This window comes from Lederbergia lenta NBRC 16444 (genome assembly GCF_001591545.1).
GTDB classification, from domain to species: domain Bacteria; phylum Bacillota; class Bacilli; order Bacillales; family Bacillaceae_C; genus Lederbergia; species Lederbergia lenta.
The window spans coordinates 47,140-68,161 of sequence record NZ_BCVC01000009.1; the positions used below are offsets into that span (position 1 = coordinate 47,140).

Below are 21,022 nucleotides of genomic sequence, written 5' to 3' on the forward strand. Positions count from 1 at the left end.
CAAGCAATGGCCCAGCTATTGCTTGTTTGTTTGTATCCCTGTAGCTTTAAGTGGTCGTTCGTAAAAACAAGCTAAAATGAGCGCAACTAATAATAGACCAATTAAAAATCCAAACAATACAGACATCCCGTACATATCCACAAGAATCCCTCCAAGAACAGGACCAATCATTCTGCCACTCGTAGCCGTACTGTTAACAATCCCTTGGTAAAAACCTTCTCTTCCTTTCGGAGCAAGTTGATTTGCAACCGTTGGTACTACTGGCCAAACTAACATTTCTCCCATTGTTAAAATAATCATTGCTGCGAGGAACCCTTTAAAGTCATCAGCTACTCCCGCAACACCAAACGAGATAATAAATATACTTAATCCGACTATAATTTGCCCTTTTAATTGATTGGAATATTTTCTAAGAGACCATTGTAATAATGGCTGAGCAAGTACAATTAATGCTCCATTAATCGTCCACAAGATACTATACTGCTTTAAGGAAATATTTACAACTTGTGTGTAAGCCGCAATTGTTGATTGCCACTGAACATATGCCACCCAACCAAGAAAATAAGCACCACATAATATAATAAGCGCATATAATTTATGTTTGTTTTTAATTGGTTTTCGTTGTTGCAATACATTCGTTTGTTTCAACTGTTGACCAGCAATATTTCTATATCCAAAAAACGCAATAAATAAAAACGCAATATACATCAATAAGTTTGCTAAGAAAATATAATCAAAGGAAAACGAAGCAACAAAACCGCCAAGCGCTGACCCAATGGCTACTCCGGCATTTTGAGCCACGTACACAGCATTGAATGCCTTTCTCCCTCCTTCCTTCCATACAAAACCCGCCATCGCAAACATCGACGGAAAAATAATTCCACTACCAAAACCAATAATAATCAAAAATATTACATAAAGTGGCCATCCATGCCAAAATGTCAAACCAGTAAGGGCAACGACTGAAATGATAATACCCAGCATAATAGAGCGATATCCACCTAGCTTGTCGTATAAAAATCCACCTAATAAATTCCCAATGACACTTCCTGCTGAATTCAACATGAGCACGAATCCAGCAATAGATAAAGACTTACCTAAATGATCATGTATATAAATGGCATTCAAAGGCCATAAAAACGAAGCACCAGTCACATTTACAAGCATCCCGATGACTAACAGCCATAAGGCCTTCGGCATGTTTTCCAACAACCTTTCCGATCAATTATTTCGATAACCAAAGCAATTCTAGACCTTTTACTGAGAGTGCGCAAGTGAATCTTTGTCAAATAATAATAAAAGTAAATTCTGTAAATAAGAAAGCAGAAGGTACTCGTTTAAATAAAACGGCGTGAAAGATTGATTGCTTTTTACCCTCATGATGATGGATTGCTTATAACCTTGCCTGTTTAGCGTTGGAACAGATGTTGAGAGATAACATATTAATATCTACGCAAAAACGAAGATTCGAGGTCAATCATATGTTGGAGCAGCAACTTATCGTTCCAGTGGACATTTGGAAGATGTATTCTTTTTGTTTTTTGGACATGTAGACGTATAAACAAAGGCCTTTTCATTTTCTAGTAGTAGTTTTGTAAGTTCAGATGTTTTATAAGCAACATCCATTTTGCGAATGTTAAAATGAATTAGTAATTGGACCAATGAAGATTCCATATATTATTGGCTTGGAGAAGCGTCCGCTCGACTGCTGCGAGACAGCCGAGACCCTGCAAGAGCCTAGCTACGAAGCGGCTCGGCGAAAAATGAGCGGTAAGCTTCGGAATACCAATTCTATCCAATATAAATTCGAATTGTCTTTACTCTTTTTTATTTTTCATATAATAATTACATATAAATTCTTAAGTTTACCTGCAAATCCAAAGCGAATCGCCATTTATATAGAGTAAACTAGGAAAAATGGCACTTCGGATACCCCCGAAGTGCCATTCTTCAATTACTGCCACGTTAGCGGATGATCATGATTTGTTACCATCATTTTGTTTTGCAACTGTTGAACCTTTAATCGGGTACGGTAAAGTTGTTCCCTTTGTTGGGCATTGGAACTGTCAGAAAGTTTCTCAATTTCCATAACAGCTGTTTCCAGTTGTTGCTGGGCTTCACTGAATTCCACATCATAATAATGTTCTTGACGGCTCGCTTGATTATATTGCTCTTCTGCGACAAGAATGGCTGATTCACAACGATTCATACAGTCTTCGATCGATTGACGAGTTGCCATGGATATCCACCCCTCATCCGCTATTTTTGAATATGTCCTTTAGAGACATCTTCCTTGTTAGTTTGTTCTCAAACACACAAAGCTATGATACAATTTTTTGAGTAAAACAATAAGGAGGTTGCTGAAAAATGAATTCGGCGAACCCGTTTCTATATTCCATAGGCGATAAACGTTATCACACATGGAATTTTCATTTAAAAAATCTTTTTGGGCATAAAGTTTTTAAAGTTGCTCTGGATGGTGGCTTTGATTGTCCTAATCGTGACGGAACGGTTGCTCACGGTGGTTGTACGTTTTGTAGCGCAGCAGGATCAGGTGATTTTGCTGGCGATCGAGCAGACGATTTAGTCACTCAATTTGAGGAAATTAAAACAAAAATGCATCATAAATGGAAAGACGGAAAATATATGGCATATTTCCAAGCATATACAAACACACATGCACCAGTCAGTGAATTAAGGGAAAAATTCGAATCCGTTTTAAAACAAGATGGAGTCGTTGGACTTTCGATTGGTACCCGTCCAGATTGTTTACCTGATGACGTCGTCGAATACTTAGCAGAATTGAATGAGCGCACTTATTTATGGGTAGAACTTGGACTTCAAACTGTTCATGAACGAACAGCCCTACTTATTAACCGTGCTCATGATTTTTCTTCGTATGTTGAAGGCGTCAATAAACTGAGGAAACACGGCATTCGTGTTTGTTCACATATCATAAACGGTCTTCCTCTTGAAAATCGCGAAATGATGATGGAAACAGCTGAAGAAGTTGCTAAGTTAGATGTACAAGGAATCAAAATTCATCTACTTCACCTATTAAAAGGAACACCTATGGTGAAACAATATGAAAAAGGATTTCTTGAATTTCTAACACAAGAAGAATATGTTGAACTTGTTTGTGATCAACTTGAAATTTTACCTTCGGAAATGATCATTCACAGAATCACTGGTGATGGTCCCATCGATCTAATGGTCGGTCCGATGTGGAGTGTAAATAAATGGAGTGTGATGAATGCCATTGATGCTGAATTAAAGCGAAGAAATAGTTGGCAAGGAAAATTTTATCATACACAAACAGAGGAAATGACGATATGAATTTGCCGCGTATACTAGATTTTGCACGAAATATCTTACAAACTGCCGTAAATGACGGTGATGTAGTCGTCGATGCTACTGTCGGAAATGGACATGATACTTTGTTTTTGACAAAGCTAGTAGGTAGTAATGGCTATGTGTATGGCTTTGATATCCAAGATGCTGCGATTATTAAAACAAATCGGCGTCTTGAAACAGAGGAACTTAATAAACGGACTACCCTTTTCCAGACTGGACATGAACAACTACTCAAAATGATTCCGATACATGATCACCAGAAGATTACTGGCGCTATTTTTAATCTGGGTTACTTACCAAAGGGTGATAAATCAATTGTTACGAAGCCAGATACAACGATCTATGCTGTTGAACAATTGCTAACAGTCATGCCCAAAGGAGGCACAATTGTCCTCGTTGTGTACCACGGACATCCTGAAGGTATGGATGAACGGGATGCCTTGTTGCAATATGTAAAAAACTTAGATCAAGAAAATGTTCATGTTTTACAATACGGATTTATCAATCAAAAAAATAATCCACCTTTCATCCTTGCGTTGGAGAAAAAGTAAATTTGCACTATGAACCAAAAAGGTGCTTGAGGTAAATAATACCTTAAGCACCTTTAATAAAAATAAAAGATAGATACAAAATTCCTTAAAAGTCAAAATTATCAGGATCTGGGCCAACTCGAAAATTTTGATTTAAAGCATCAATTTTTCGCATATCATCTTTTGTTAGTTCAAAGTCAAAAATCGATGCGTTTTCTATAATTCGATGTTCTTTTGTAGATTTCGGAATAGTTACGACCTGATTTTGTAGGTCCCAACGTAAAATTACTTGGGCGACCGATTTACTGTATTTATTGGCAATCTGCTTTAAAATTTCATTGTCTAGTAACTGACCTTGCATTAATGGGGACCACGCTTCTATCTGAATACCATGCTCCTGGCAAAACAATTGGATTTCCTTTTGATTTAACCGTGGATGATATTCTATCTGGTTCACCATTGGAATAATTTCTGCGTCTATAATTAGGTCTTTAAGATGACCTACATGGAAATTACTTACCCCTATTGCCTTAACTCTTCCTTCTTTATAAAGGGTTTCTAGCGCTCTCCAAGCATCTCTATATTTACCTTCGACAGGCCAATGGATCAGATATAAGTCTAAATAATCCAATCCTAGTTTATTTAAACTTGTTTCATAGGCAGCGATGGTTGCATCATATTCTAGATCAGCATTCCAAACCTTTGAAGTGACAAATAATTCTTTTCTAGAAATGCCAGTTGCTTTCATTCCTTCTTTGATCCCTTTTCCAACACCTTCTTCATTTTCATAAATAGCTGCAGTGTCGACACTGCGATACCCGTGCTCAATAGCTGTTTTTACAGCGTTAATTAATTCAGGACCTTCTTCAACTTTAAATACCCCAATCCCTAACCAAGGCATTTTTACTCCGTTATGAAGCGTTGTTGTGTCATATATACTTCTCACCATTTTTAAATATCCTCCTACTGATCATAATTTTAAATTTCAACTTGATCGATACCTCCGAAAAATGGAGGTCATTATCTATTTTCAATCTTATCATTTACTTCTTTGATCTTTTATATCAAGTAAACGAGCCCAACCTGTTAAAGCTGCGGCAAATACAACCATTACCGCTCCTATCCAAGCGGTATGAATAAGGCCAATACTGTCCGCAATTAAACCACCTAAGTAGGCACCTATAGCAATACCCGCATTAAAAGCAGCAATATTTATAGCTGAGGCTACATCTACTGCACTTGGTACAAATCGCTCAGCTAGCATAACTACATACACCTGTAGACCCGGCACATTCATAAATGCCATAAAGCCCATAAAAAAGATAGTAATTAATCCCGCTGCTTTAAATGGAGCCGTAAAAGTTAAGGTCAGTAATACGGCAGCTTGTACGATAAACATATAAAATAATGCATGTATCGGATTTCGATTGGACAACTTACCACCAAGAATGTTACCAATAGCAATTGCAACACCGTAAACTAATAGAATGATTACGACGGTCGTATCTTTAAATCCCGTTATATTTTGCAGTAATGGCGATAAATAAGTAAATACTACAAATGTTCCACCATAACCTAAAGCTGTAATGATAAATATCAATAATAACCGACCATTTGTCACCAACCTGAATTGATCCCGAAATGTTGAATGCGACCCCTTTCTTAATCCTGATGGAACAAGGATACTATTAGCTATGAAAGCTATGAGGCCAATAGCAACAATAATGATGAAGGCAATTCTCCAACCAAATTGTTGTCCAATAAATGTTCCAAATGGCACACCGGTAACGGTTGCTACAGTGAGACCAGTGAACATAATGGAGATGGCACTTGCCCTGCGATTTTCTGGTACTAAATCCGCTGCAATTGTAGAACCAATTGACATAAACACACCATGTGAAAATGCTGAGACGATACGAGCTACTAGTAATACAACTATACTTGTAGCACTGGCTGCTATACTATTACCAATAATAAAAATAACCATAATCCAAAGTAATAAGGATTTGCGGGACATACTTGAAGTTAAAGATGTCAGGATTGGCGCTCCAAACGTTACACCTAGAGCATATAGAGAAACAGTTAAACCAGCTGTCGTGATCGTTATTTCTAAATCTTGTGCTATAAGCGGCAATAGTCCCACACTAATAAATTCCGTTGTTCCTATAGCAAACGCACTAACCGCTAGAGCTAGTAGTGCTAATATACTTCGCTTTTTATCTACACTCATTTTTATCCTCCTATAAAAATTCCTTTGACTTAGATAAACTTAATAAATAAAAATAGTATAAGTCAGTAGGTAAATGTTATTATGAGAGATATTAATCAGAATGAAAAGTACGCACTTTTTAGTAATATAGGTACCAAAAGGTTATATAGGTACTTTTAAGTGCCTATTATAAGGAGGTCTACGATGCAACAAAAGAAATACAATATCTCAGTAGAAGCAACTTTAGAAGTAATAGGTGGGAAATGGAAATGTGTTATCCTTTGTCATTTAACACATGGGAAAAAGCGTACTAGTGAATTGAAGCGTCTGATGCCAAATATTACCCAAAAAATGCTAACCCAACAATTACGTGAATTAGAGGAAGATGAAGTAATTAATCGTATTGTTTATCATCAAATTCCTCCAAAAGTTGAATATGAGCTCAGTGAATATGGAATGAGCTTACGTGGTATTTTGGATTCCTTATGTTCATGGGGAGAAAATCATATTGTCAAAGTGTACGGCGATAAATTTTCTGTATTAGAAGACAGTGTTTTGAATGACAAATTGAAGAATTAAAGTGGTGTTACTTCAAAAAAAAACGAAATTTCCGAGTGGAAATTTCGTTTTTTTATGTATAACAGTACCTATAACTTTTATTTATGAATCACTGCTAATCCTTTCTCCGGCCTAATCAACATATTTCTCACCCATCTATAAGCACGACCATTCCAATAAAAGAAGTAACTTACAGCGCCACCTTGCTTCATCATTTTTTTTGCTAATTGTTTTACCTCTTTTTGTTCATTCACTTTACTATCTGATAAATATACACCTAGAAGACCTCTATTAATCAATTGATGAAATTTCATATCAGGTAGTTCGCTTGTGTGCCTATCGGCTTCTTTTAAAAAATGTAGCAGTCGTGTAAAAAGCTCTTCATTATTTTCATAATAAAAACAAAAATTTAAATCCCCGCCTGCACGATCTTCATCTTGGTCAATGAAGTAATCCAATAAAATATGTAAACCTTGAATATAAGGAAAATATCCTTCCCGAATCATATTTGCATGGCTCACACTAAAGTCTTCACGGAGCGCATATGAAACAAGGCAAAAAATGCCTAATGTCGAACCAGAACAAGCAGAAAATTCATGCCACCCCATATCCGGAAGAAGATTTTTGTTTTCCGCGAACCAATTTTTTAATCTTTCTTCACGTTCTTCCTTACACACATGTTTATGTATTTGCAAATCGCAATAATACCGGCATAATTCAAGTAAGAAAGGTTTAATCTCTTCATAGTTGCTCATATTGCTTAAAACAGATTGGCATGTTTGCATAAGCTCTGCCAAATATCCTCCATCATCTTGATCTTCACGAAATCTATAATAAGACTTTGGCAGCTCGCCTATCGTTAATGCATCAATCATTGATTCATGTAATGCAGCAAAATCTTCTGGGTCTAATGAAGTACTTCTATCACATAAGTTATCCAAATAATCGCTAATAGTCTGATAAGCGACGATAAACTTGATCGCCAGGTCCTTATGTTCAAGTGCCGTTAAAGCCATAATCGATCCACCTTCACAATGGAACGTCTTATGCTCAATACTTGCTAATGCCTGTTCTTGTAATTCCTGATTTGGAATTTCTTTCGCCCGCTGTTTCCAATATTTAAGCTCTTCATGTACCACAGGCATAATGTTTCGGTACACTTGACTCATCAAAGAAAGTGGATGGGAGGGTAAAACCATCTTAACAACACCTCATTCTCTAGTTGATACATAACCTAGCATGCGGAGTCTTAACTCAGCAAAACTTTTCGCATAATTAAAAATGATTTCTCTTTCTGGCTCATTAAAAATCTCATGATAACATTTTGGCCATTCTTTATATGTTTTTTCAGAAATGGCAAGCTCGTTAAACCATTTTCTTACGTCGGACTTACTTACAATCTTATCATCCCCGCCCTGCATAACCAAAAGAGGGATATCAGGAAAATCTGAAATCTGCATAAAGGCAGTTTTCATTGCCTTTAATAACTCTCTATACCATCGAACAGAGACCTTCGTTACATATAAACTGTCATTCATCGCACGCATCTTTTCCTCTTCATTTCTAGTCACAAGATCTATACTTAAATTACTATTTATTTTTAATCCTGGGGCAATCCAGTTCAATCCTACTGATAAAGCATTAATTGGTGTTGGAGGATATTCGACAAGACCCAAGCATGGGGAAGACAATATAATACCGTCAACATGTATCTTAACTGTCTGTAAAAGCCTAATTACGGTTAACCCACCCATACTATGACCTAACATGAAAATAGGTAAAGCGTACGTGTTCGCTTCCTGCAACCATAATTTCGTCTCCTCTATATATTCGTCAAAGGAACGAATATGTCCTCTATGTGATCTCGTGGTTAGTCCTTGGCCGGGTAAATCTCCTACTATTACATGAAACCCATTTAATCGCCACATTTCAATTAGCCAACCATAACGCCCCTGATGCTCCATTGCTCCATGTACAATCACTATTACTGCCTTAGCAGTTCCAATTGCTTCCCATTTCCTCATGTTGCATCCTCCTCAACAATCTTTCAACCTCTATTCTACCCAGTTTACAGATATTGAAGGACTATTTCTAAAGATAATACTTACTTTCACAAAAATGTTGCTTTATCCGTTAAAATATAGAAAAAGACAAGGAAAGGGAGTTAAAATTAACTATGGCAATTTATCCATATAACGGTAAAACACCAGACATACACGCTTCAGTATTTATTGCCGATTATGCGACTGTAACTGGTGATGTTAAAATCGGTAAAGGTTCAAGCGTTTGGTTTAATTGTGCAATCCGTGGAGATGTAGCACCAACAATTATTGGCGAGAAAGTAAATATCCAAGATAACTCTGTTTTACACCAAAGTCCAAACAATCCATTAATCATTGAAGATGAGGCTACGATCGGACATCAAGTCATCTTACATAGCAGTATTATCAGAAAAAAAGCCTTGATTGGTATGGGCTCTATTATTTTAGATGGAGCAGAAATTGGCGAAGGTGCGTTTATCGGAGCAGGAAGTCTTGTTCCCCAAGGTAAAAAAATTCCAGCGAATACATTGGCTTTTGGACGCCCTGCAAAAGTAATACGTGAATTAAATGATGACGATATTATTGATATGGAACGGATTGCAAGGGAATATGCGGAAAAAGCACAGTATTATAAATCTATTCAGCAAAAATAAGTGTCACAGACTATTCATCAGAACTACTGGAAATCATGGTATATATTGCCGATAATAAGAATATAACCATTTATCTTATTGTAAAGGTGATGTTACATGAAAGCATTCCTTTTCCTTTTTATAGCATGTGTTCTTCTTTTACTTACTGTTCTTTTTATTAAAAATAAACGGAATTCGTTTATCTCTACATTGTTTTCTTTTGCTGCTATTACCATATTTGGACTAGCTGTTGTTTTTTTAGGTATGCGTCAAACGGATAACTTTACAGCACCAGAAACCGCAAATGCTTCAGTAATACAAAAAAATGAACCCTTAATTATACAACTTGAGGATAAAATTATTATTGATGCTCCAGTCATCGAGCAATTCCCAGAGCTTCCCCGTGGTTGTGAAGTAACTTCACTTGCTATGTTGCTTGAAAGTGCAGGAGTTAAAGCGGATAAAATGAAGCTCGCTAAAGAAATAAGAAAAGATCCGGCAAAACGAACCTATAAAAACGGCCAAATCCACTACGGTAATCCGAATAAAGGCTTTGTCGGCAATATGTATACATTTAACGAGCCAGGTCTAGGTGTGTATCATGAACCGATTATGGAACTAGCAGAAAACTATTTACCAGGGAAAATCGTAAATTTATCAAATCAATCTTTTGAAGAGTTAAAAATACCACTTTCTGATGGCAGACCTGTTTGGGTCATTATTAATTCGCAATATCGCGAATTGGAAGATTCCTATTTCCAAACATGGCACACGAAGGAAGGTGTCATTCAAATCACGATGAAAGAACACTCTGTTCTAATTACGGGCTATGATAAAGACTATATTTATTTCAACGATCCATTGACAGGTAAGAAAAATAAAAAAGCACCCATTAAAGATTTTGAAAAATCTTGGGTGCAAATGGGAAGCCATGCGCTCACTTATTCGTATGATTAAAAGCTTTCAAGCTTCAACATATTCATCTTGAACGTGCTTCTAAAATGGAGCCACTACTCTTAATGAGCAGTGGCCTTTTTGTATTCATTTTGAAAGTCATACTTCTCTTCTACATAAACCGCATGCCAGATCATAAACACAAGAGCCGTCCAAATTTTACGGCTATGATCCATTTTTCCTTGGCAATGATCTTCATGTAATTTCAGAATATAACGCTTGTTTAAAATATGGTCTGTTTCACTATTTTTAATAATATCTTTTACCCAATCATGCATTTCATCCTTAAGCCAATGACGAATTGGAACTGGAAATCCAAGTTTCTTTCTATCCAGTACGTGGTCAGGAACAATACCTTTAGCTGCTTTTCTCAGTACATATTTAGTTGTTCCATCTGCTATTTTCAAGCTTGTTGGAATTTTAGATGCAATATTAAATACTTCTTTATCAAGAAATGGTACTCTAAGTTCAAGCGAATGAGCCATTGTCACTCTATCTGCTTTTAATAAGATATCCCCGCGCATCCACGTATGAATATCGATATATTGCATGCGGTCTACTGGATCATAACCAACTGTATCTTCATATAAAGGCTTCGTAATATCAAGGTAATGAATATCTTCATTATATCGAGCTAACAATTTACGTTTTTCCTCTTCTGAAAACATTTTCGCATTCCCAATATATCGTTCCTCCATGGGTGTTACACCGCGTTCAATGAAGCTCTTTCCTCTAACTCCTTCTGGAAGTGCTTTAGCAAGCCCTCGTAATAGGGACTTTCCAACTTCAGGAATTTTATTAAATACTTCAAGTGATTGGGGTTCACGGTAAATATTATAACCACCAAATAATTCATCTGCACCTTCACCAGATAAAACGACTTTTACATGTTTTCTAGCTTCGCGTGCAACAAAATACAGTGGCACACAAGCTGGATCTGCAAGTGGATCATCCATATACCACATAATTTTTGGCAATTCTTTCATATACTCTTCTGGAGTGATCACATAGCTAATATTTTCTAAACCTAATTTATCTGCTGTTTCTTTCGCCACATCAATTTCACTAAACCCATTACGTTCGAACCCAACGGAAAACGTTTTGATGTTCGGATGGAATTGTTTAGCAATCGAGGCAATAATGGAAGAATCAATTCCGCCTGATAAAAACGAGCCGACTGGAACATCACTGCGCATATGCAATTTTACCGAATCAATTAGAACATCTTGAATTTCTTTCACAATATCAGCTTCGGACTTTTGAATTTGCTGGAAAGATGCTTGCCAGTATCGAACAATTTTCATTGGTTCGCCAATTTTTTTGGTGAAATAATGACCTGGTTCTAATTTTTTTATACCAACTGTTAACGTATCAGGTTCAGGTACAAACTGATATGTCATATATTGTTGTAAGGCCTCATAATTAATATTTTGCTCTTCTGTTGCGAGTAAAATACTTTTCTTTTCTGATGAAAATAATGTCCGATTTTCCTCTTCTTTATAAAAAAACGGCTTAATTCCAAACTGATCACGTGCACCAAAAAGCTCTTGTTTTTCCTTATCCCAAATGACAAAAGCAAACATACCTCGTAGCCTGTCAACTACTTTCTCTTTCACTTGGCTATACAAAGCAATAATTACTTCTGTGTCTGAAGCTGTCTGAAACTCCATCCCAGCTTTCACAAGCTCTTCACGAAGTTCAATAAAATTATAAATTTCGCCATTGAATATGATCCAATATCTTTCATTTTCGTAGGCTAACGGCTGCTGGCCGCTTTCAATATCAATAATACTCAACCTGCGAAAGCCAAATTGAATATGATTATCTACAAAATATCCCTCATCATCTGGACCTCTGTGGGTAATTAATTGATTCATTTGTTTAAATAAACCTTGATCAACTGCTTTATTTTCCAAAGCTTGATCATGGATACAACCGATAAAACCGCACATATACATGCCACCTACTCTATTTAAATTCAAGTGAGTATTCAAAAAGGGGGAATAAAAAGAGCTGAGAATTTCTACAAAACATAGTCTTCGAGTGCCTCCACACTTGCCATAGGTTTGTTGTTACAGGTCTTAGCAGAAATTCCTTTTCCTTGTTTAGGGAGGGACCGAGAGCAAGCTGACAATGAAATTCGACAGCAATTTTCGCCGGACTTTTTGAATATCTTATTCAAAGCGCAATGGTTAAATAATCAATGCGTCGCATACTTGTTAATACTAACACTTTTTGCTCCATTTAGCAGTATTAATTGTGAAAAAACTGGGGCAAAAACATAGTAAGATGTTCCACTAAAAGTGTATTACAATTTAAGGAAGTAAAAAACAGAGCCGTTATCACATTAGCTCTGTTTTTTATCAAATTACTTACTTTGAGCCGTAGCCTTAATCGCTTCGGCTTTGTCTGTTTTTTCCCATGGTAACTCAATATCTGTACGACCAAAATGCCCATATGCGGCTGTTTGCTTATATATTGGTTGACGAAGATCTAACATCCGAATAATGCCTACAGGACGAAGATCAAAATTCTCCCTAATTGCATGAACAAACGCTTCTTCTGACACTTTCCCTGTCCCAAATGTATCAACAGATATGGAAACTGGCTGGGCCACACCGATCGCATATGCAAGTTGCACCTCGCATTTATCCGCCAGACCAGAAGCGACAATATTTTTAGCTACATAACGTGCTGCATATGCTGCAGAACGATCGACTTTTGTCGGATCTTTCCCAGAAAATGCGCCCCCTCCATGACGAGCATATCCTCCATAGGTGTCAACGATAATTTTTCTTCCAGTTAACCCTGCATCGCCCTGTGGTCCACCAATCACAAAACGGCCAGTTGGGTTAATAAAGTATTTCGTATTATTATCAAGTAATTCAGCGGGAACAACAGGGCCAATTACATGATCTTTTATATCTTGCTGAATTTGTTCCAAGGTAATTTCAGGATGATGCTGAGTCGAAAGAACAATTGTATCAACTCTAATCGGCTTATCATTTTCATCATATTCTACTGTTACTTGTGTTTTTCCATCAGGTCGCAAATATGAAAGTATATTTTCTTTTCGAACTTGAGTCAATCGATATGCGAGTTTATGTGCAAGCGAAATCGGGAGCGGCATTAATTCTTGTGTTTCATTACATGCATAACCAAACATTAGACCTTGGTCACCAGCTCCAATTTCCTCGATCTCTTCATCAGACATCGATCTTTCTCGGGCTTCAAGTGCTGTATTAACACCTGCTGCAATATCAGGAGATTGCTCATCTATGGATGTAATCACAGCGCATGTTTCCGCATCAAATCCATATTTTGCTCGGTCATAGCCAATTTCTTTAATCGTATCGCGAACAATTTTTGGTATATCTACATATGTACTTGTTGTGATCTCCCCAGCCACAAGCACTAATCCTGTTGTTACAGATGTTTCACACGCAACTCGTGCATTCGCATCTGCTTTTAATATAGAATCTAAAATGGAATCAGAGATTTGATCACAAATTTTGTCTGGGTGTCCTTCCGTTACAGATTCTGACGTAAATAAACGGCGGTTATGTGTCATCGGTCATCCTCCTATACACTAATAACTTTCCTATTTTAATAATACTCATTTCCTAAAATGATGATCATACTGCAGGCATTTAATAAAAGGCTTTATTATTCTATTTATAAAATAATAAAAACCTTTCCTATTAACATCGCTGTGAGGAAAGGTTTTTATAATTGATCCGAGCCTTTCACTCTTATCGTTCAAGGCTTTTCGCCTTGCAACAGGTTAGCACCTTTCTTACAGAGTTGTTACGCTCGTAAGTAGGTTGCTGGGTTTCATAGGGCCTGCCCCTCCACCATCTCAGGATAAGAGTATCCATTCAATATAAAATCATAACGTACTTTATCAAGCTATGTCAACAGGAAACTAAATATATTGCCAGCGATTAGGATCAATTACTGGAGTGTAGAGACACAAGTTGATACGTTATTACTGTTTTTTCATTTTCCCAGACAACTTTCTGAATAATTGCAGTCGCTCTATTTTCACTAACTTTTGAGTAACGCACGTCAACTGGAATATCAATTGGGTATAATCTATAGCCAGTTTTTTCAAGGATAAAAAGATTGTCTTCTTGCCTTTTTTCATTTCCTTTTGTTACGATCATGGTGTTTAATTCAATTGGCATGCCCATTGAAACACTCCCTCCTTTTCCTTGTCTAATTGCTACTTCTATTAATAACTGTCTGTACATCGATGTGCAAGATACTTTAGATGGTTAGTTTACGTGGGTCACAACGGCGTTGCCACACGACGTGGGTCACAACGGCGTTGCCACACGACGTGGCGTACTTAGCCGTTGATCCTTATTATACATTATTTCTTTGTTGTTTCATCCAAGTACATAGGTCGGTTACTATTTTACGGTTGCTTGCAGGAGGGAAGTAATGTGTATATGTGTCAAAATACCATGCATTTACTTTTTTCCCAAGTGCCTTTAATCTTTTTTCGAGTCGCCAAGCATGTTCCACTGATACATTCTGATCCAATTCTCCATGAATAATTAATACAGGGGCTTGAAGTTTTTCAAGTTCATAAAGTGGTGTCCTGTATTCATAGGCTTTTTGAGCTGTATTAGGAGAACCACCAATTACGCGCTTCATCATTCGTCTCATATCTTTACGCTCCATATATGTAAGAGCTACATCAGAAACTCCACCCCACGTTACAATTGATGCTGCGTCAGCTTGATGTATACCGGTCAGTAAAGCCATTATTCCACCTCGAGAAAATCCAAAAATATGAATACGATTCTCTTTTACAGCTGAATGGCTTTTTAACAACTCATAACCTACAAACGCATCCTCACGATCTGCCCCTGCAAAATCTTCATTCCCTTCACCACCTCGATTTCCTCTATAGTAAGGCGCAAATACGACAAATCCCTCAGAAGCAAATTGAGCTATTCTTGCTGGTCTAACCATTCCTATACTTTTAATGCCACCTCGTAAATACAAAAAACCTTCATATACGCCTGGTTGCCTTGGCTCTGCTAACAATCCTTTTACTTTTAGCCCTGCAGACAAATATGTAACAAGAAACAAACGAATTTTTGGGTTTGGTGAAGGAAATGGTTGTACATCTACGATTAATTGTTTTTTCTCCATGTAATCCCCTCCATCTATTAAATGATTTATCTTTTCAACTTAGTATGCTCCACTGCTCCTGTCTTATCTTATGAGGTTATCACATATTGCATCATCAATCATACGATATGTTAGCCCATAATATCTTTCGCCTCATATGGCACATAAGGAGGAAAAACAATATGAGAAAGTGGTTTAAAAACTGCATCCTATTACTCATTGCTGCTTGCACCGTACTCGCTATAACTGCCTGTTCCTCAAAAGACAGCTTACAAAAAGTAAGAGTGGCAGAAGTAACTCGTTCCATTTTCTATGCTCCCCAATACGTTGCAATTGAAAAAGGGTTTTTTAAAGAAGAAGGCCTTGATGTTGAATTAAAAACGACTTGGGGCGGCGACAAAACGATGACAGCTGTTTTATCAGATGGTGCGGATATCGCCCTTGTTGGTTCCGAGACCTCTATATATGTGTATGCTCAAGGCTCCACAGATCCCGTCATCAATTTTGCACAATTAACACAAACAGACGGCACCTTCCTTGTATCTCGAGAAAAAGTAGAGAATTTTGACTGGGAGCAATTAAAAGGTTCGACTTTCCTCGGACAGCGCAAAGGCGGGATGCCACAAATGGTTGGTGAATTCGTTTTAAAAAAACATGGAATTGATCCTCATGCTGATCTAGATTTAATCCAGAATATTGATTTCGCGAATATCGCTAATGCTTTTGCTTCTGGAACAGGAGATTTCGTTCAATTATTTGAACCAACTGCATCCGTTTTTGAAAAGGAGGGTAAAGGCTATATCGTTGCATCATTTGGAGAGGAATCCGGTCAAGTACCCTATACAACATTTATGGCAAAAGAAAGCTATCTTGATAAAAATGAAGCAACAGTAGAGAAGTTTGTTCGTGCTTTGTATAAAGCACAGCAATGGGTTGAGGAAAACGATGCCGATGAGATCGCTAAACTTGTCCAGCCTTATTTCGAGGATTCTGATGTAGAGACTTTAGCAGTCGTTGTAGATCGTTATAAAAGCCAAGGTTCCTTTGCAAAAGATATGAAACTTACAGAAGATGGGTGGAATAACCTTAAAACGATTATGGATGAGGCTGGTGAACTACCAGATGATGTAGAATACGAAAAATTAGTTAATACAAAGATTGTGGAAAATGTGATTAAAAAATAAAGGAAAGGAGAGCCGAATCGATGAGTTTTATACAAGTAGATAATGTCGGTCACCATTACTTTTCACCCTCCACCGTCACCGCTGCTTTAGAGAATATTTCTTTTTCAGTAGAAAAAGGAGAGTTTATTTCCCTCCTAGGACCTAGTGGTTGCGGAAAAACAACGATGCTTTCCATTTTGTCCGGACTAATTACGCCGACAAGTGGAAGCATTACAATTGATCAGTTTCCACCTAATTCACATACAAACTCAATCGGATATATGCTACAGCAGGATTACCTGTTTCCGTGGAAAACAATCGAAGAAAATCTTCTGCTTGGTTTAGAACTAACCGGAAAACTATCAGTAGAAACAAAGCAAGAAGCATTACATTTCCTAAAACAAGTCGGTCTCTCAGATGTGGAGAAACAGTTCCCACGTCAATTATCAGGTGGAATGAGACAGCGTGCAGCCTTGGCTAGAACGATGGCTGTTAATCCAAAACTATTGCTATTAGATGAACCATTCTCTGCGCTGGATTATCAAACAAAGCTAAAATTAGAAGATCTTGTGTTTGAAACATTAAAACAATATGGTAAAACAGCCGTACTAGTAACCCACGATATTGGCGAAGCAATTTCAATGAGTGATCGCATTTTGCTATTCGCTTCCAAACCTGGTCGACTTTATAAAACCTTTTCCGTACCAGATGAACTAAGATCACTTAAACCATTTGATGTCCGTAGCAGAGATACTTATAATCATTTATTTCAATTAATTTGGAAGGAGTTGGATTCTCTTGAATCATAAAATTAATCCAGAGCTCCTTCATGCAAGTTATAAACAGCGTTTGGCGAAAGAGAACAAATGGGTGTTTTTTTATCAATTGTTGATCTTTATTGTGTTTTTCTCTTTTTGGGAGGTAGCAAGCCGGCTTCATTGGATTGACCCACTTATTTTCAGCTACCCTTCGAAAATTGCAAACCTATTCATAGATAAAATTGCAGATGCTTCACTGTTTACCCATTTAGGTGTAACTGTTTTTGAAACAGTACTTGGATTTATTATTGGAACCGTATTAGGTACAATACTTGCTGCAACCCTTTGGTGGTCACCTTTCCTTTCCAAAATCCTTGATCCTTATCTCGTTATTTTAAATGCGATGCCAAAGATTGCTCTTGGCCCTATTCTAATTGTTGGACTTGGTCCCGGATTTACATCCATCATCGCAATGGGGGCGATCATATCTGTCATTATTACAACTATTGTCGTCTATACTGCATTTCGGAATGTAGATGAAAATTACTTAAAAGTACTAAGTACATTTGGGGCAACAAGAAAGCAAAAGTTCCAAGAAGCTATATTACCTGCATCTTTCCCAACGATCATTTCTACCTTAAAAGTCAATGTTGGATTATCTTGGGTCGGCGTAATCGTCGGAGAGTTTCTTGTTTCTGCCAAAGGACTCGGTTACATGATCATTTACGGATTTCAAGTATTTAACTTCACCCTTGTCATGCTCTCACTACTACTAATTGCGATCTTTGCTACACTAATGTACCAAGGAGTAGAATGGCTCGAAAAAAAACTAATCAAAGATAATGATTAAAGCGCCTTGAACAGCCCCTACAAGCAAAAGACAAACTGCGAGGAGGCAGATCTTCAGCCAGCTAAAACAGCAATTTGACTTGTGACCTCTTGGGTTAGGAGCTGTAGCTAGAAAGTATAGAAAAGTGGAAGCGACTGGAGACAACTGAACCACTAAAATAAAGTTTATATATTTAAGCGGCTGCTAACATCCAGCCGTTTTATTTATATAACCCTAATTCTACTATTTTTGATATTGCTGCTGGTATAACTTCATCTTTCATAATAAAACTGTATTCGGGTTGATGTAACCTAGAAATGAGATCAGCTCCAATCAATACCGGTCCGTTTGTTTCTAAATAATCATCCTTTGCCTCTAGTGATGAAATTTCGGCATAATAAATTGCTTTTACAAATGGACGAGAAAGTTTGTCTTCGACTAAATATTCTCCTAGATACATAATTGTTCGTACAATCCCCCCTGTTTCCTCTGCCACTTCCCTCCGTGCAGCTTCTTCAATTGTCTCTCCTGATTCTCTCTTCCCTCCAGGAAATTCCAACCCTCTTTTGGAATGCTTCGTTAATAGCCACCTGTCTTGATATCTACAAATAACCAAAACGTGGCATGCCTCTATTTGGAATGAAGTGTTAAAAGTAAGAAATACCTTATTGTTATATATATCATAAAATTCCTTCATTTTTATTTTTCCTTTATAGTATTTGTTTTTTCTAATTATACTTGATAAAGCGTTACTTTATAACCATTTATCTATTCTCCAGACAGTACTTTCGACATATTTCTAGTAATTCATGGAACCTTTTATTTTATCAGTTCGTACACATAGACGTAAGGTAAAAACAAAGAACATACTTAATTAACTTTAGAGGAGTTGGAGAAATGAAGAAATTTTTATCAATATGCTTTATAGCAGTTTTGACTGTTTTTATTGCAGCTTGTGGTCAAACTGCCTAACCCGTGAAGAATAAAGAAAAAGAAACAAATAATAAGGTTGTAGCGAATGATGAAAATAATCAAAAAGAAAAACAAGTTAAGGAAAGTGATCTAACTTTACAAGAAGTATTTGATAAATCAACGGAAGCGAATAAAGAGTTAAAAAGCTTTTCTTCCAAAATGGATATGGATCAACAAATGGAAGTGGACGGCGAATCATTCGATATTAAGATGAAAGCTGATATGAAATATATTACAGATCCAATTACACTTCATCAAGTCATGACAACTTCTATGGATATGGGCCAAGGAAACGGTGAAGAAAAGATTGAAATGGAAGCTTATTTAACAGATAAAGGTTTCTATATGTTTGAACCTACTGAAAAAATGTGGATTAAGCTACCAGTAGAAATGACAGATCAGTTGTTACAATTACAAGATGGTCAAACAAATCCGTCTGATCAACTAGAGCAATTAAAGACTTTCGTAGATGATTTCGATTTTAAACAAGATAACTCACAATATATTTTACATTTAAAAGCAGATGGCGAGAAATTTACTGACTTTATAAAAGAAACAGCAATGAATTCAATGCCAGCAGAAATGCAGGATCCTGAATTATTTGAAGGTATGGACATTAATGCAGTAGAGTATGAAATTTTCATTGATAAAGAAACTTTTTATACGACCAAGATGAACATTAAAATGGATACTACATTAAATATGGACGGACAAAAAATGAGCATGCGTCAAAATATCAAATCTGATTATGCCGATTATAATAAAATCGATAGTATTGAAGTTCCACAAGAAGCTCTTGATAATGCACAAGAAATTGATTTTAATGATTTAGAGAATCAATAAAAATATCCGGATAATGAAATGCCCCCTAAAAGTTACAATCTAACTTTTAGGGGGCACTTCATAATTTCCGGTTTTTTTATGAGTAACATCACTTTTTATTGCTTTTCGTATTCCTTCACCTATCTTATCTCAACTAGGGTCGATGAGCCATCCCTATCGTTTACGCACACACAATGAGAGTCATAATCGCGTTGCTGCACGATGTGGCGTTCTTAGCCGTTGTTCCTTTATTCACTTGTGAAGTCTGTTAAAATTCCCATGCTTTCAATATGGCTTCTTGCTTCTTCATCTCCTAATTGATGGACGGTTTCATAAGCACGGAATAAATTCTGATCATATATATCATTTGTTGGATCCCGATGATAATCACGATACGGTATATGAGCCCGAAGGAAATCGGCCACGCTATTGTCAGCACTTGAATCAAAAAGTGCCCTTAAATTTTTAATTTCTTCATCGGTTGCCTCTATTTTAAATTGCCATGGTGAAGCTGTTGGGGTGCTCATGATTTCACCTGAGCCAATTGCTATATAATAAGTATTTTTCTTCAACCTGATCACATCCTTTTTGAAAAAATTAAAATTATATGCATATTTTGCTACAGTTTCACCTATTTTATTCTTAACAGATATTTTTTGAAATAACCGATTGTTTATAGAAAATTACGGGTATATATAAAATATAAGTTGCTTGGATGGTTCGGGTATGGGATGATTATTTTATAAAAAAGAGGTGAAATATTATGAGGCTTGTCGATGAATTATTTGAAATGTATCGGGATAGGCTGACAGGTGATGAAGAAGATTTGGATATGATCACATTTGCTGTTTTGGAACATTATAATCGAAAAGAGCTATTAGGGTTAGTGAACGATATGGATGAATATGAACTTCAATACTTTATTCGTTTATACTTATTAGAAACACTGAAAGGGAAGTTCGAACAATCAGACAATGATAACCACTTTTCATCATCTCAACACTTACATTAATATACATAGAAAAAAAGCAGCCTCATAACGGCTGCTTTTTCA

22 protein-coding genes and 1 riboswitch are annotated in these 21,022 nt (G+C 36.7%); of the genes, 10 read left to right on the top strand and 12 right to left on the bottom strand.

What is annotated here, in order from left to right; genetic code table 11:
• Positions 1 to 15 precede the first annotated feature (15 nt).
• Together BLE01S_RS17885 and BLE01S_RS17890 are read right to left on the bottom strand one after the other, a co-directional pair.
• Positions 16 to 1,200 (bottom strand): MDR family MFS transporter, encoded by a 1,185-nt coding sequence (locus BLE01S_RS17885; RefSeq protein WP_066145568.1) that lies wholly within the window; start codon positions 1,198 to 1,200, stop codon positions 16 to 18.
• Between the two features lie 754 nt (positions 1,201 to 1,954).
• A complete protein-coding gene (locus tag BLE01S_RS17890) occupies positions 1,955 to 2,239 on the bottom strand; it encodes a YtzC family protein (protein ID WP_066145571.1) in 285 nt (94 codons plus the stop codon).
• A gap of 128 nt (positions 2,240 to 2,367) precedes the next feature.
• Here BLE01S_RS17890 and mnmL point away from each other — a divergent pair, with 128 nt between their 5' ends.
• Entirely contained in the window at positions 2,368 to 3,336 is a 969-nt protein-coding gene (gene mnmL / locus BLE01S_RS17895) for a tRNA modification radical SAM protein MnmL/YtqA (RefSeq protein ID WP_066145574.1), read from the top strand.
• A complete protein-coding gene (mnmM, locus tag BLE01S_RS17900; protein WP_066145576.1) occupies positions 3,333 to 3,905 on the top strand; it encodes a tRNA 5-(aminomethyl)-2-thiouridylate-methyltransferase MnmM in 573 nt (190 codons plus the stop codon). Before mnmL ends, mnmM begins: the two co-directional genes overlap by 4 nt.
• Before the next feature lie 85 nt (positions 3,906 to 3,990).
• On the opposite strand, the gene BLE01S_RS17905 is transcribed toward mnmM, so the two are convergent.
• Positions 3,991 to 4,833 (bottom strand): aldo/keto reductase, encoded by an 843-nt coding sequence (locus BLE01S_RS17905; protein WP_066145580.1) that lies wholly within the window; start codon positions 4,831 to 4,833, stop codon positions 3,991 to 3,993.
• Positions 4,834 to 4,923: 90 nt separating this feature from the next.
• Positions 4,924 to 6,114 (bottom strand): MFS transporter, encoded by a 1,191-nt coding sequence (locus BLE01S_RS17910; protein ID WP_066145583.1) that lies wholly within the window; start codon positions 6,112 to 6,114, stop codon positions 4,924 to 4,926.
• A 183-nt stretch (positions 6,115 to 6,297) separates the two neighbouring features.
• Here BLE01S_RS17910 and BLE01S_RS17915 point away from each other — a divergent pair, with 183 nt between their 5' ends.
• Positions 6,298 to 6,672 carry a winged helix-turn-helix transcriptional regulator gene (locus BLE01S_RS17915; protein ID WP_066145585.1) on the top strand — a complete coding sequence of 125 codons (375 nt, stop codon included), beginning with the start codon at positions 6,298 to 6,300 and terminating at the stop codon, positions 6,670 to 6,672.
• A gap of 77 nt (positions 6,673 to 6,749) precedes the next feature.
• On the opposite strand, the gene tbcS is transcribed toward BLE01S_RS17915, so the two are convergent.
• Complete coding sequence (gene tbcS / locus BLE01S_RS17920) at positions 6,750 to 7,850, bottom strand: tetraprenyl-beta-curcumene synthase (RefSeq protein ID WP_066145588.1); 1,101 nt, start codon at positions 7,848 to 7,850, stop codon at positions 6,750 to 6,752.
• 12 nt (positions 7,851 to 7,862) lie between these two features.
• A complete protein-coding gene (locus tag BLE01S_RS17925) occupies positions 7,863 to 8,675 on the bottom strand; it encodes an alpha/beta hydrolase (RefSeq protein WP_066145591.1) in 813 nt (270 codons plus the stop codon).
• Between the two features lie 152 nt (positions 8,676 to 8,827).
• Between BLE01S_RS17925 and BLE01S_RS17930 the strand changes: the two genes are divergently transcribed.
• Positions 8,828 to 9,346: a gamma carbonic anhydrase gene (locus tag BLE01S_RS17930; protein ID WP_066145595.1), complete on the top strand. Its 519-nt coding sequence runs from the start codon at positions 8,828 to 8,830 to the stop codon at positions 9,344 to 9,346.
• Between the two features lie 96 nt (positions 9,347 to 9,442).
• Positions 9,443 to 10,282 (top strand): C39 family peptidase, encoded by an 840-nt coding sequence (locus BLE01S_RS17935; protein WP_066145599.1) that lies wholly within the window; start codon positions 9,443 to 9,445, stop codon positions 10,280 to 10,282.
• Positions 10,283 to 10,341: 59 nt separating this feature from the next.
• Here BLE01S_RS17935 and asnB read toward each other — a convergent pair whose 3' ends face one another.
• The 4 genes from asnB to BLE01S_RS17955 form a co-directional block, all read right to left on the bottom strand.
• Entirely contained in the window at positions 10,342 to 12,231 is a 1,890-nt protein-coding gene (asnB, locus tag BLE01S_RS17940; protein ID WP_066145602.1) for an asparagine synthase (glutamine-hydrolyzing), read from the bottom strand.
• A gap of 416 nt (positions 12,232 to 12,647) precedes the next feature.
• On the bottom strand, positions 12,648 to 13,850 hold the full coding sequence (gene metK, locus BLE01S_RS17945; protein WP_066145604.1) for a methionine adenosyltransferase: 1,203 nt from the start codon (positions 13,848 to 13,850) through the stop codon (positions 12,648 to 12,650).
• Between the two features lie 178 nt (positions 13,851 to 14,028).
• A riboswitch (SAM riboswitch) is annotated at positions 14,029 to 14,150 on the bottom strand.
• Between the two features lie 79 nt (positions 14,151 to 14,229).
• On the bottom strand, positions 14,230 to 14,472 hold the full coding sequence (locus BLE01S_RS17950; RefSeq protein ID WP_066145607.1) for a DUF2584 domain-containing protein: 243 nt from the start codon (positions 14,470 to 14,472) through the stop codon (positions 14,230 to 14,232).
• Positions 14,473 to 14,647: 175 nt separating this feature from the next.
• The gene (locus BLE01S_RS17955) at positions 14,648 to 15,445 is read right to left on the bottom strand and encodes an alpha/beta hydrolase family protein (RefSeq protein WP_066145609.1); all 798 of its coding nucleotides are present in this window, start codon (positions 15,443 to 15,445) and stop codon (positions 14,648 to 14,650) included.
• Positions 15,446 to 15,606: 161 nt separating this feature from the next.
• On the opposite strand from BLE01S_RS17955, the gene BLE01S_RS17960 reads away from it, so the two are divergent.
• The 3 genes from BLE01S_RS17960 to BLE01S_RS17970 are packed head-to-tail and all read left to right on the top strand — an operon-like array spanning position 15,607 to position 18,195.
• Entirely contained in the window at positions 15,607 to 16,608 is a 1,002-nt protein-coding gene (locus tag BLE01S_RS17960; RefSeq protein ID WP_066145613.1) for an ABC transporter substrate-binding protein, read from the top strand.
• 20 nt (positions 16,609 to 16,628) lie between these two features.
• On the top strand, positions 16,629 to 17,396 hold the full coding sequence (locus tag BLE01S_RS17965) for an ABC transporter ATP-binding protein (protein ID WP_066145616.1): 768 nt from the start codon (positions 16,629 to 16,631) through the stop codon (positions 17,394 to 17,396).
• The gene (locus BLE01S_RS17970; RefSeq protein WP_411825163.1) at positions 17,380 to 18,195 is read left to right on the top strand and encodes an ABC transporter permease; all 816 of its coding nucleotides are present in this window, start codon (positions 17,380 to 17,382) and stop codon (positions 18,193 to 18,195) included. Before BLE01S_RS17965 ends, BLE01S_RS17970 begins: the two co-directional genes overlap by 17 nt.
• A gap of 199 nt (positions 18,196 to 18,394) precedes the next feature.
• Here BLE01S_RS17970 and ytkD read toward each other — a convergent pair whose 3' ends face one another.
• Entirely contained in the window at positions 18,395 to 18,871 is a 477-nt protein-coding gene (ytkD, locus tag BLE01S_RS17975; protein WP_066145622.1) for an RNA deprotection pyrophosphohydrolase, read from the bottom strand.
• A gap of 278 nt (positions 18,872 to 19,149) precedes the next feature.
• Between ytkD and BLE01S_RS17980 the strand changes: the two genes are divergently transcribed.
• Positions 19,150 to 19,989 carry a DUF6612 family protein gene (locus BLE01S_RS17980; protein WP_066145625.1) on the top strand — a complete coding sequence of 280 codons (840 nt, stop codon included), beginning with the start codon at positions 19,150 to 19,152 and terminating at the stop codon, positions 19,987 to 19,989.
• A gap of 227 nt (positions 19,990 to 20,216) precedes the next feature.
• On the opposite strand, the gene BLE01S_RS17985 is transcribed toward BLE01S_RS17980, so the two are convergent.
• Positions 20,217 to 20,549, bottom strand: a complete 333-nt coding sequence (locus BLE01S_RS17985) for a hydrolase (RefSeq protein ID WP_326255786.1) — start codon at positions 20,547 to 20,549, stop codon at positions 20,217 to 20,219.
• A 182-nt stretch (positions 20,550 to 20,731) separates the two neighbouring features.
• On the opposite strand from BLE01S_RS17985, the gene BLE01S_RS17990 reads away from it, so the two are divergent.
• Positions 20,732 to 20,980: a DUF6154 family protein gene (locus BLE01S_RS17990; RefSeq protein WP_066145628.1), complete on the top strand. Its 249-nt coding sequence runs from the start codon at positions 20,732 to 20,734 to the stop codon at positions 20,978 to 20,980.
• The last annotated feature ends 42 nt before the right edge of the window (positions 20,981 to 21,022 follow it).

Excerpts from the sequence above, each read along its gene's own strand:
- BLE01S_RS17885 (WP_066145568.1), bottom strand. The coding sequence starts at position 1,200 with ATGCCGAAGGCCTTATGGCTGTTAGTCATCGGGATGCTTGTAAATGTG.
- BLE01S_RS17890 (WP_066145571.1), bottom strand. The coding sequence starts at position 2,239 with ATGGCAACTCGTCAATCGATCGAAGACTGTATGAATCGTTGTGAATCA.
- mnmL (WP_066145574.1), top strand. The coding sequence starts at position 2,368 with ATGAATTCGGCGAACCCGTTTCTATATTCCATAGGCGATAAACGTTAT.
- mnmM (WP_066145576.1), top strand. The coding sequence starts at position 3,333 with ATGAATTTGCCGCGTATACTAGATTTTGCACGAAATATCTTACAAACT.
- BLE01S_RS17905 (WP_066145580.1), bottom strand. The coding sequence starts at position 4,833 with ATGGTGAGAAGTATATATGACACAACAACGCTTCATAACGGAGTAAAA.
- BLE01S_RS17910 (WP_066145583.1), bottom strand. The coding sequence starts at position 6,114 with ATGAGTGTAGATAAAAAGCGAAGTATATTAGCACTACTAGCTCTAGCG.
- BLE01S_RS17915 (WP_066145585.1), top strand. The coding sequence starts at position 6,298 with ATGCAACAAAAGAAATACAATATCTCAGTAGAAGCAACTTTAGAAGTA.
- tbcS (WP_066145588.1), bottom strand. The coding sequence starts at position 7,850 with ATGGTTTTACCCTCCCATCCACTTTCTTTGATGAGTCAAGTGTACCGA.
- BLE01S_RS17925 (WP_066145591.1), bottom strand. The coding sequence starts at position 8,675 with ATGAGGAAATGGGAAGCAATTGGAACTGCTAAGGCAGTAATAGTGATT.
- BLE01S_RS17930 (WP_066145595.1), top strand. The coding sequence starts at position 8,828 with ATGGCAATTTATCCATATAACGGTAAAACACCAGACATACACGCTTCA.
- BLE01S_RS17935 (WP_066145599.1), top strand. The coding sequence starts at position 9,443 with ATGAAAGCATTCCTTTTCCTTTTTATAGCATGTGTTCTTCTTTTACTT.
- asnB (WP_066145602.1), bottom strand. The coding sequence starts at position 12,231 with ATGTGCGGTTTTATCGGTTGTATCCATGATCAAGCTTTGGAAAATAAA.
- metK (WP_066145604.1), bottom strand. The coding sequence starts at position 13,850 with ATGACACATAACCGCCGTTTATTTACGTCAGAATCTGTAACGGAAGGA.
- BLE01S_RS17950 (WP_066145607.1), bottom strand. The coding sequence starts at position 14,472 with ATGGGCATGCCAATTGAATTAAACACCATGATCGTAACAAAAGGAAAT.
- BLE01S_RS17955 (WP_066145609.1), bottom strand. The coding sequence starts at position 15,445 with ATGGAGAAAAAACAATTAATCGTAGATGTACAACCATTTCCTTCACCA.
- BLE01S_RS17960 (WP_066145613.1), top strand. The coding sequence starts at position 15,607 with ATGAGAAAGTGGTTTAAAAACTGCATCCTATTACTCATTGCTGCTTGC.
- BLE01S_RS17965 (WP_066145616.1), top strand. The coding sequence starts at position 16,629 with ATGAGTTTTATACAAGTAGATAATGTCGGTCACCATTACTTTTCACCC.
- ytkD (WP_066145622.1), bottom strand. The coding sequence starts at position 18,871 with ATGAAGGAATTTTATGATATATATAACAATAAGGTATTTCTTACTTTT.
- BLE01S_RS17990 (WP_066145628.1), top strand. The coding sequence starts at position 20,732 with ATGAGGCTTGTCGATGAATTATTTGAAATGTATCGGGATAGGCTGACA.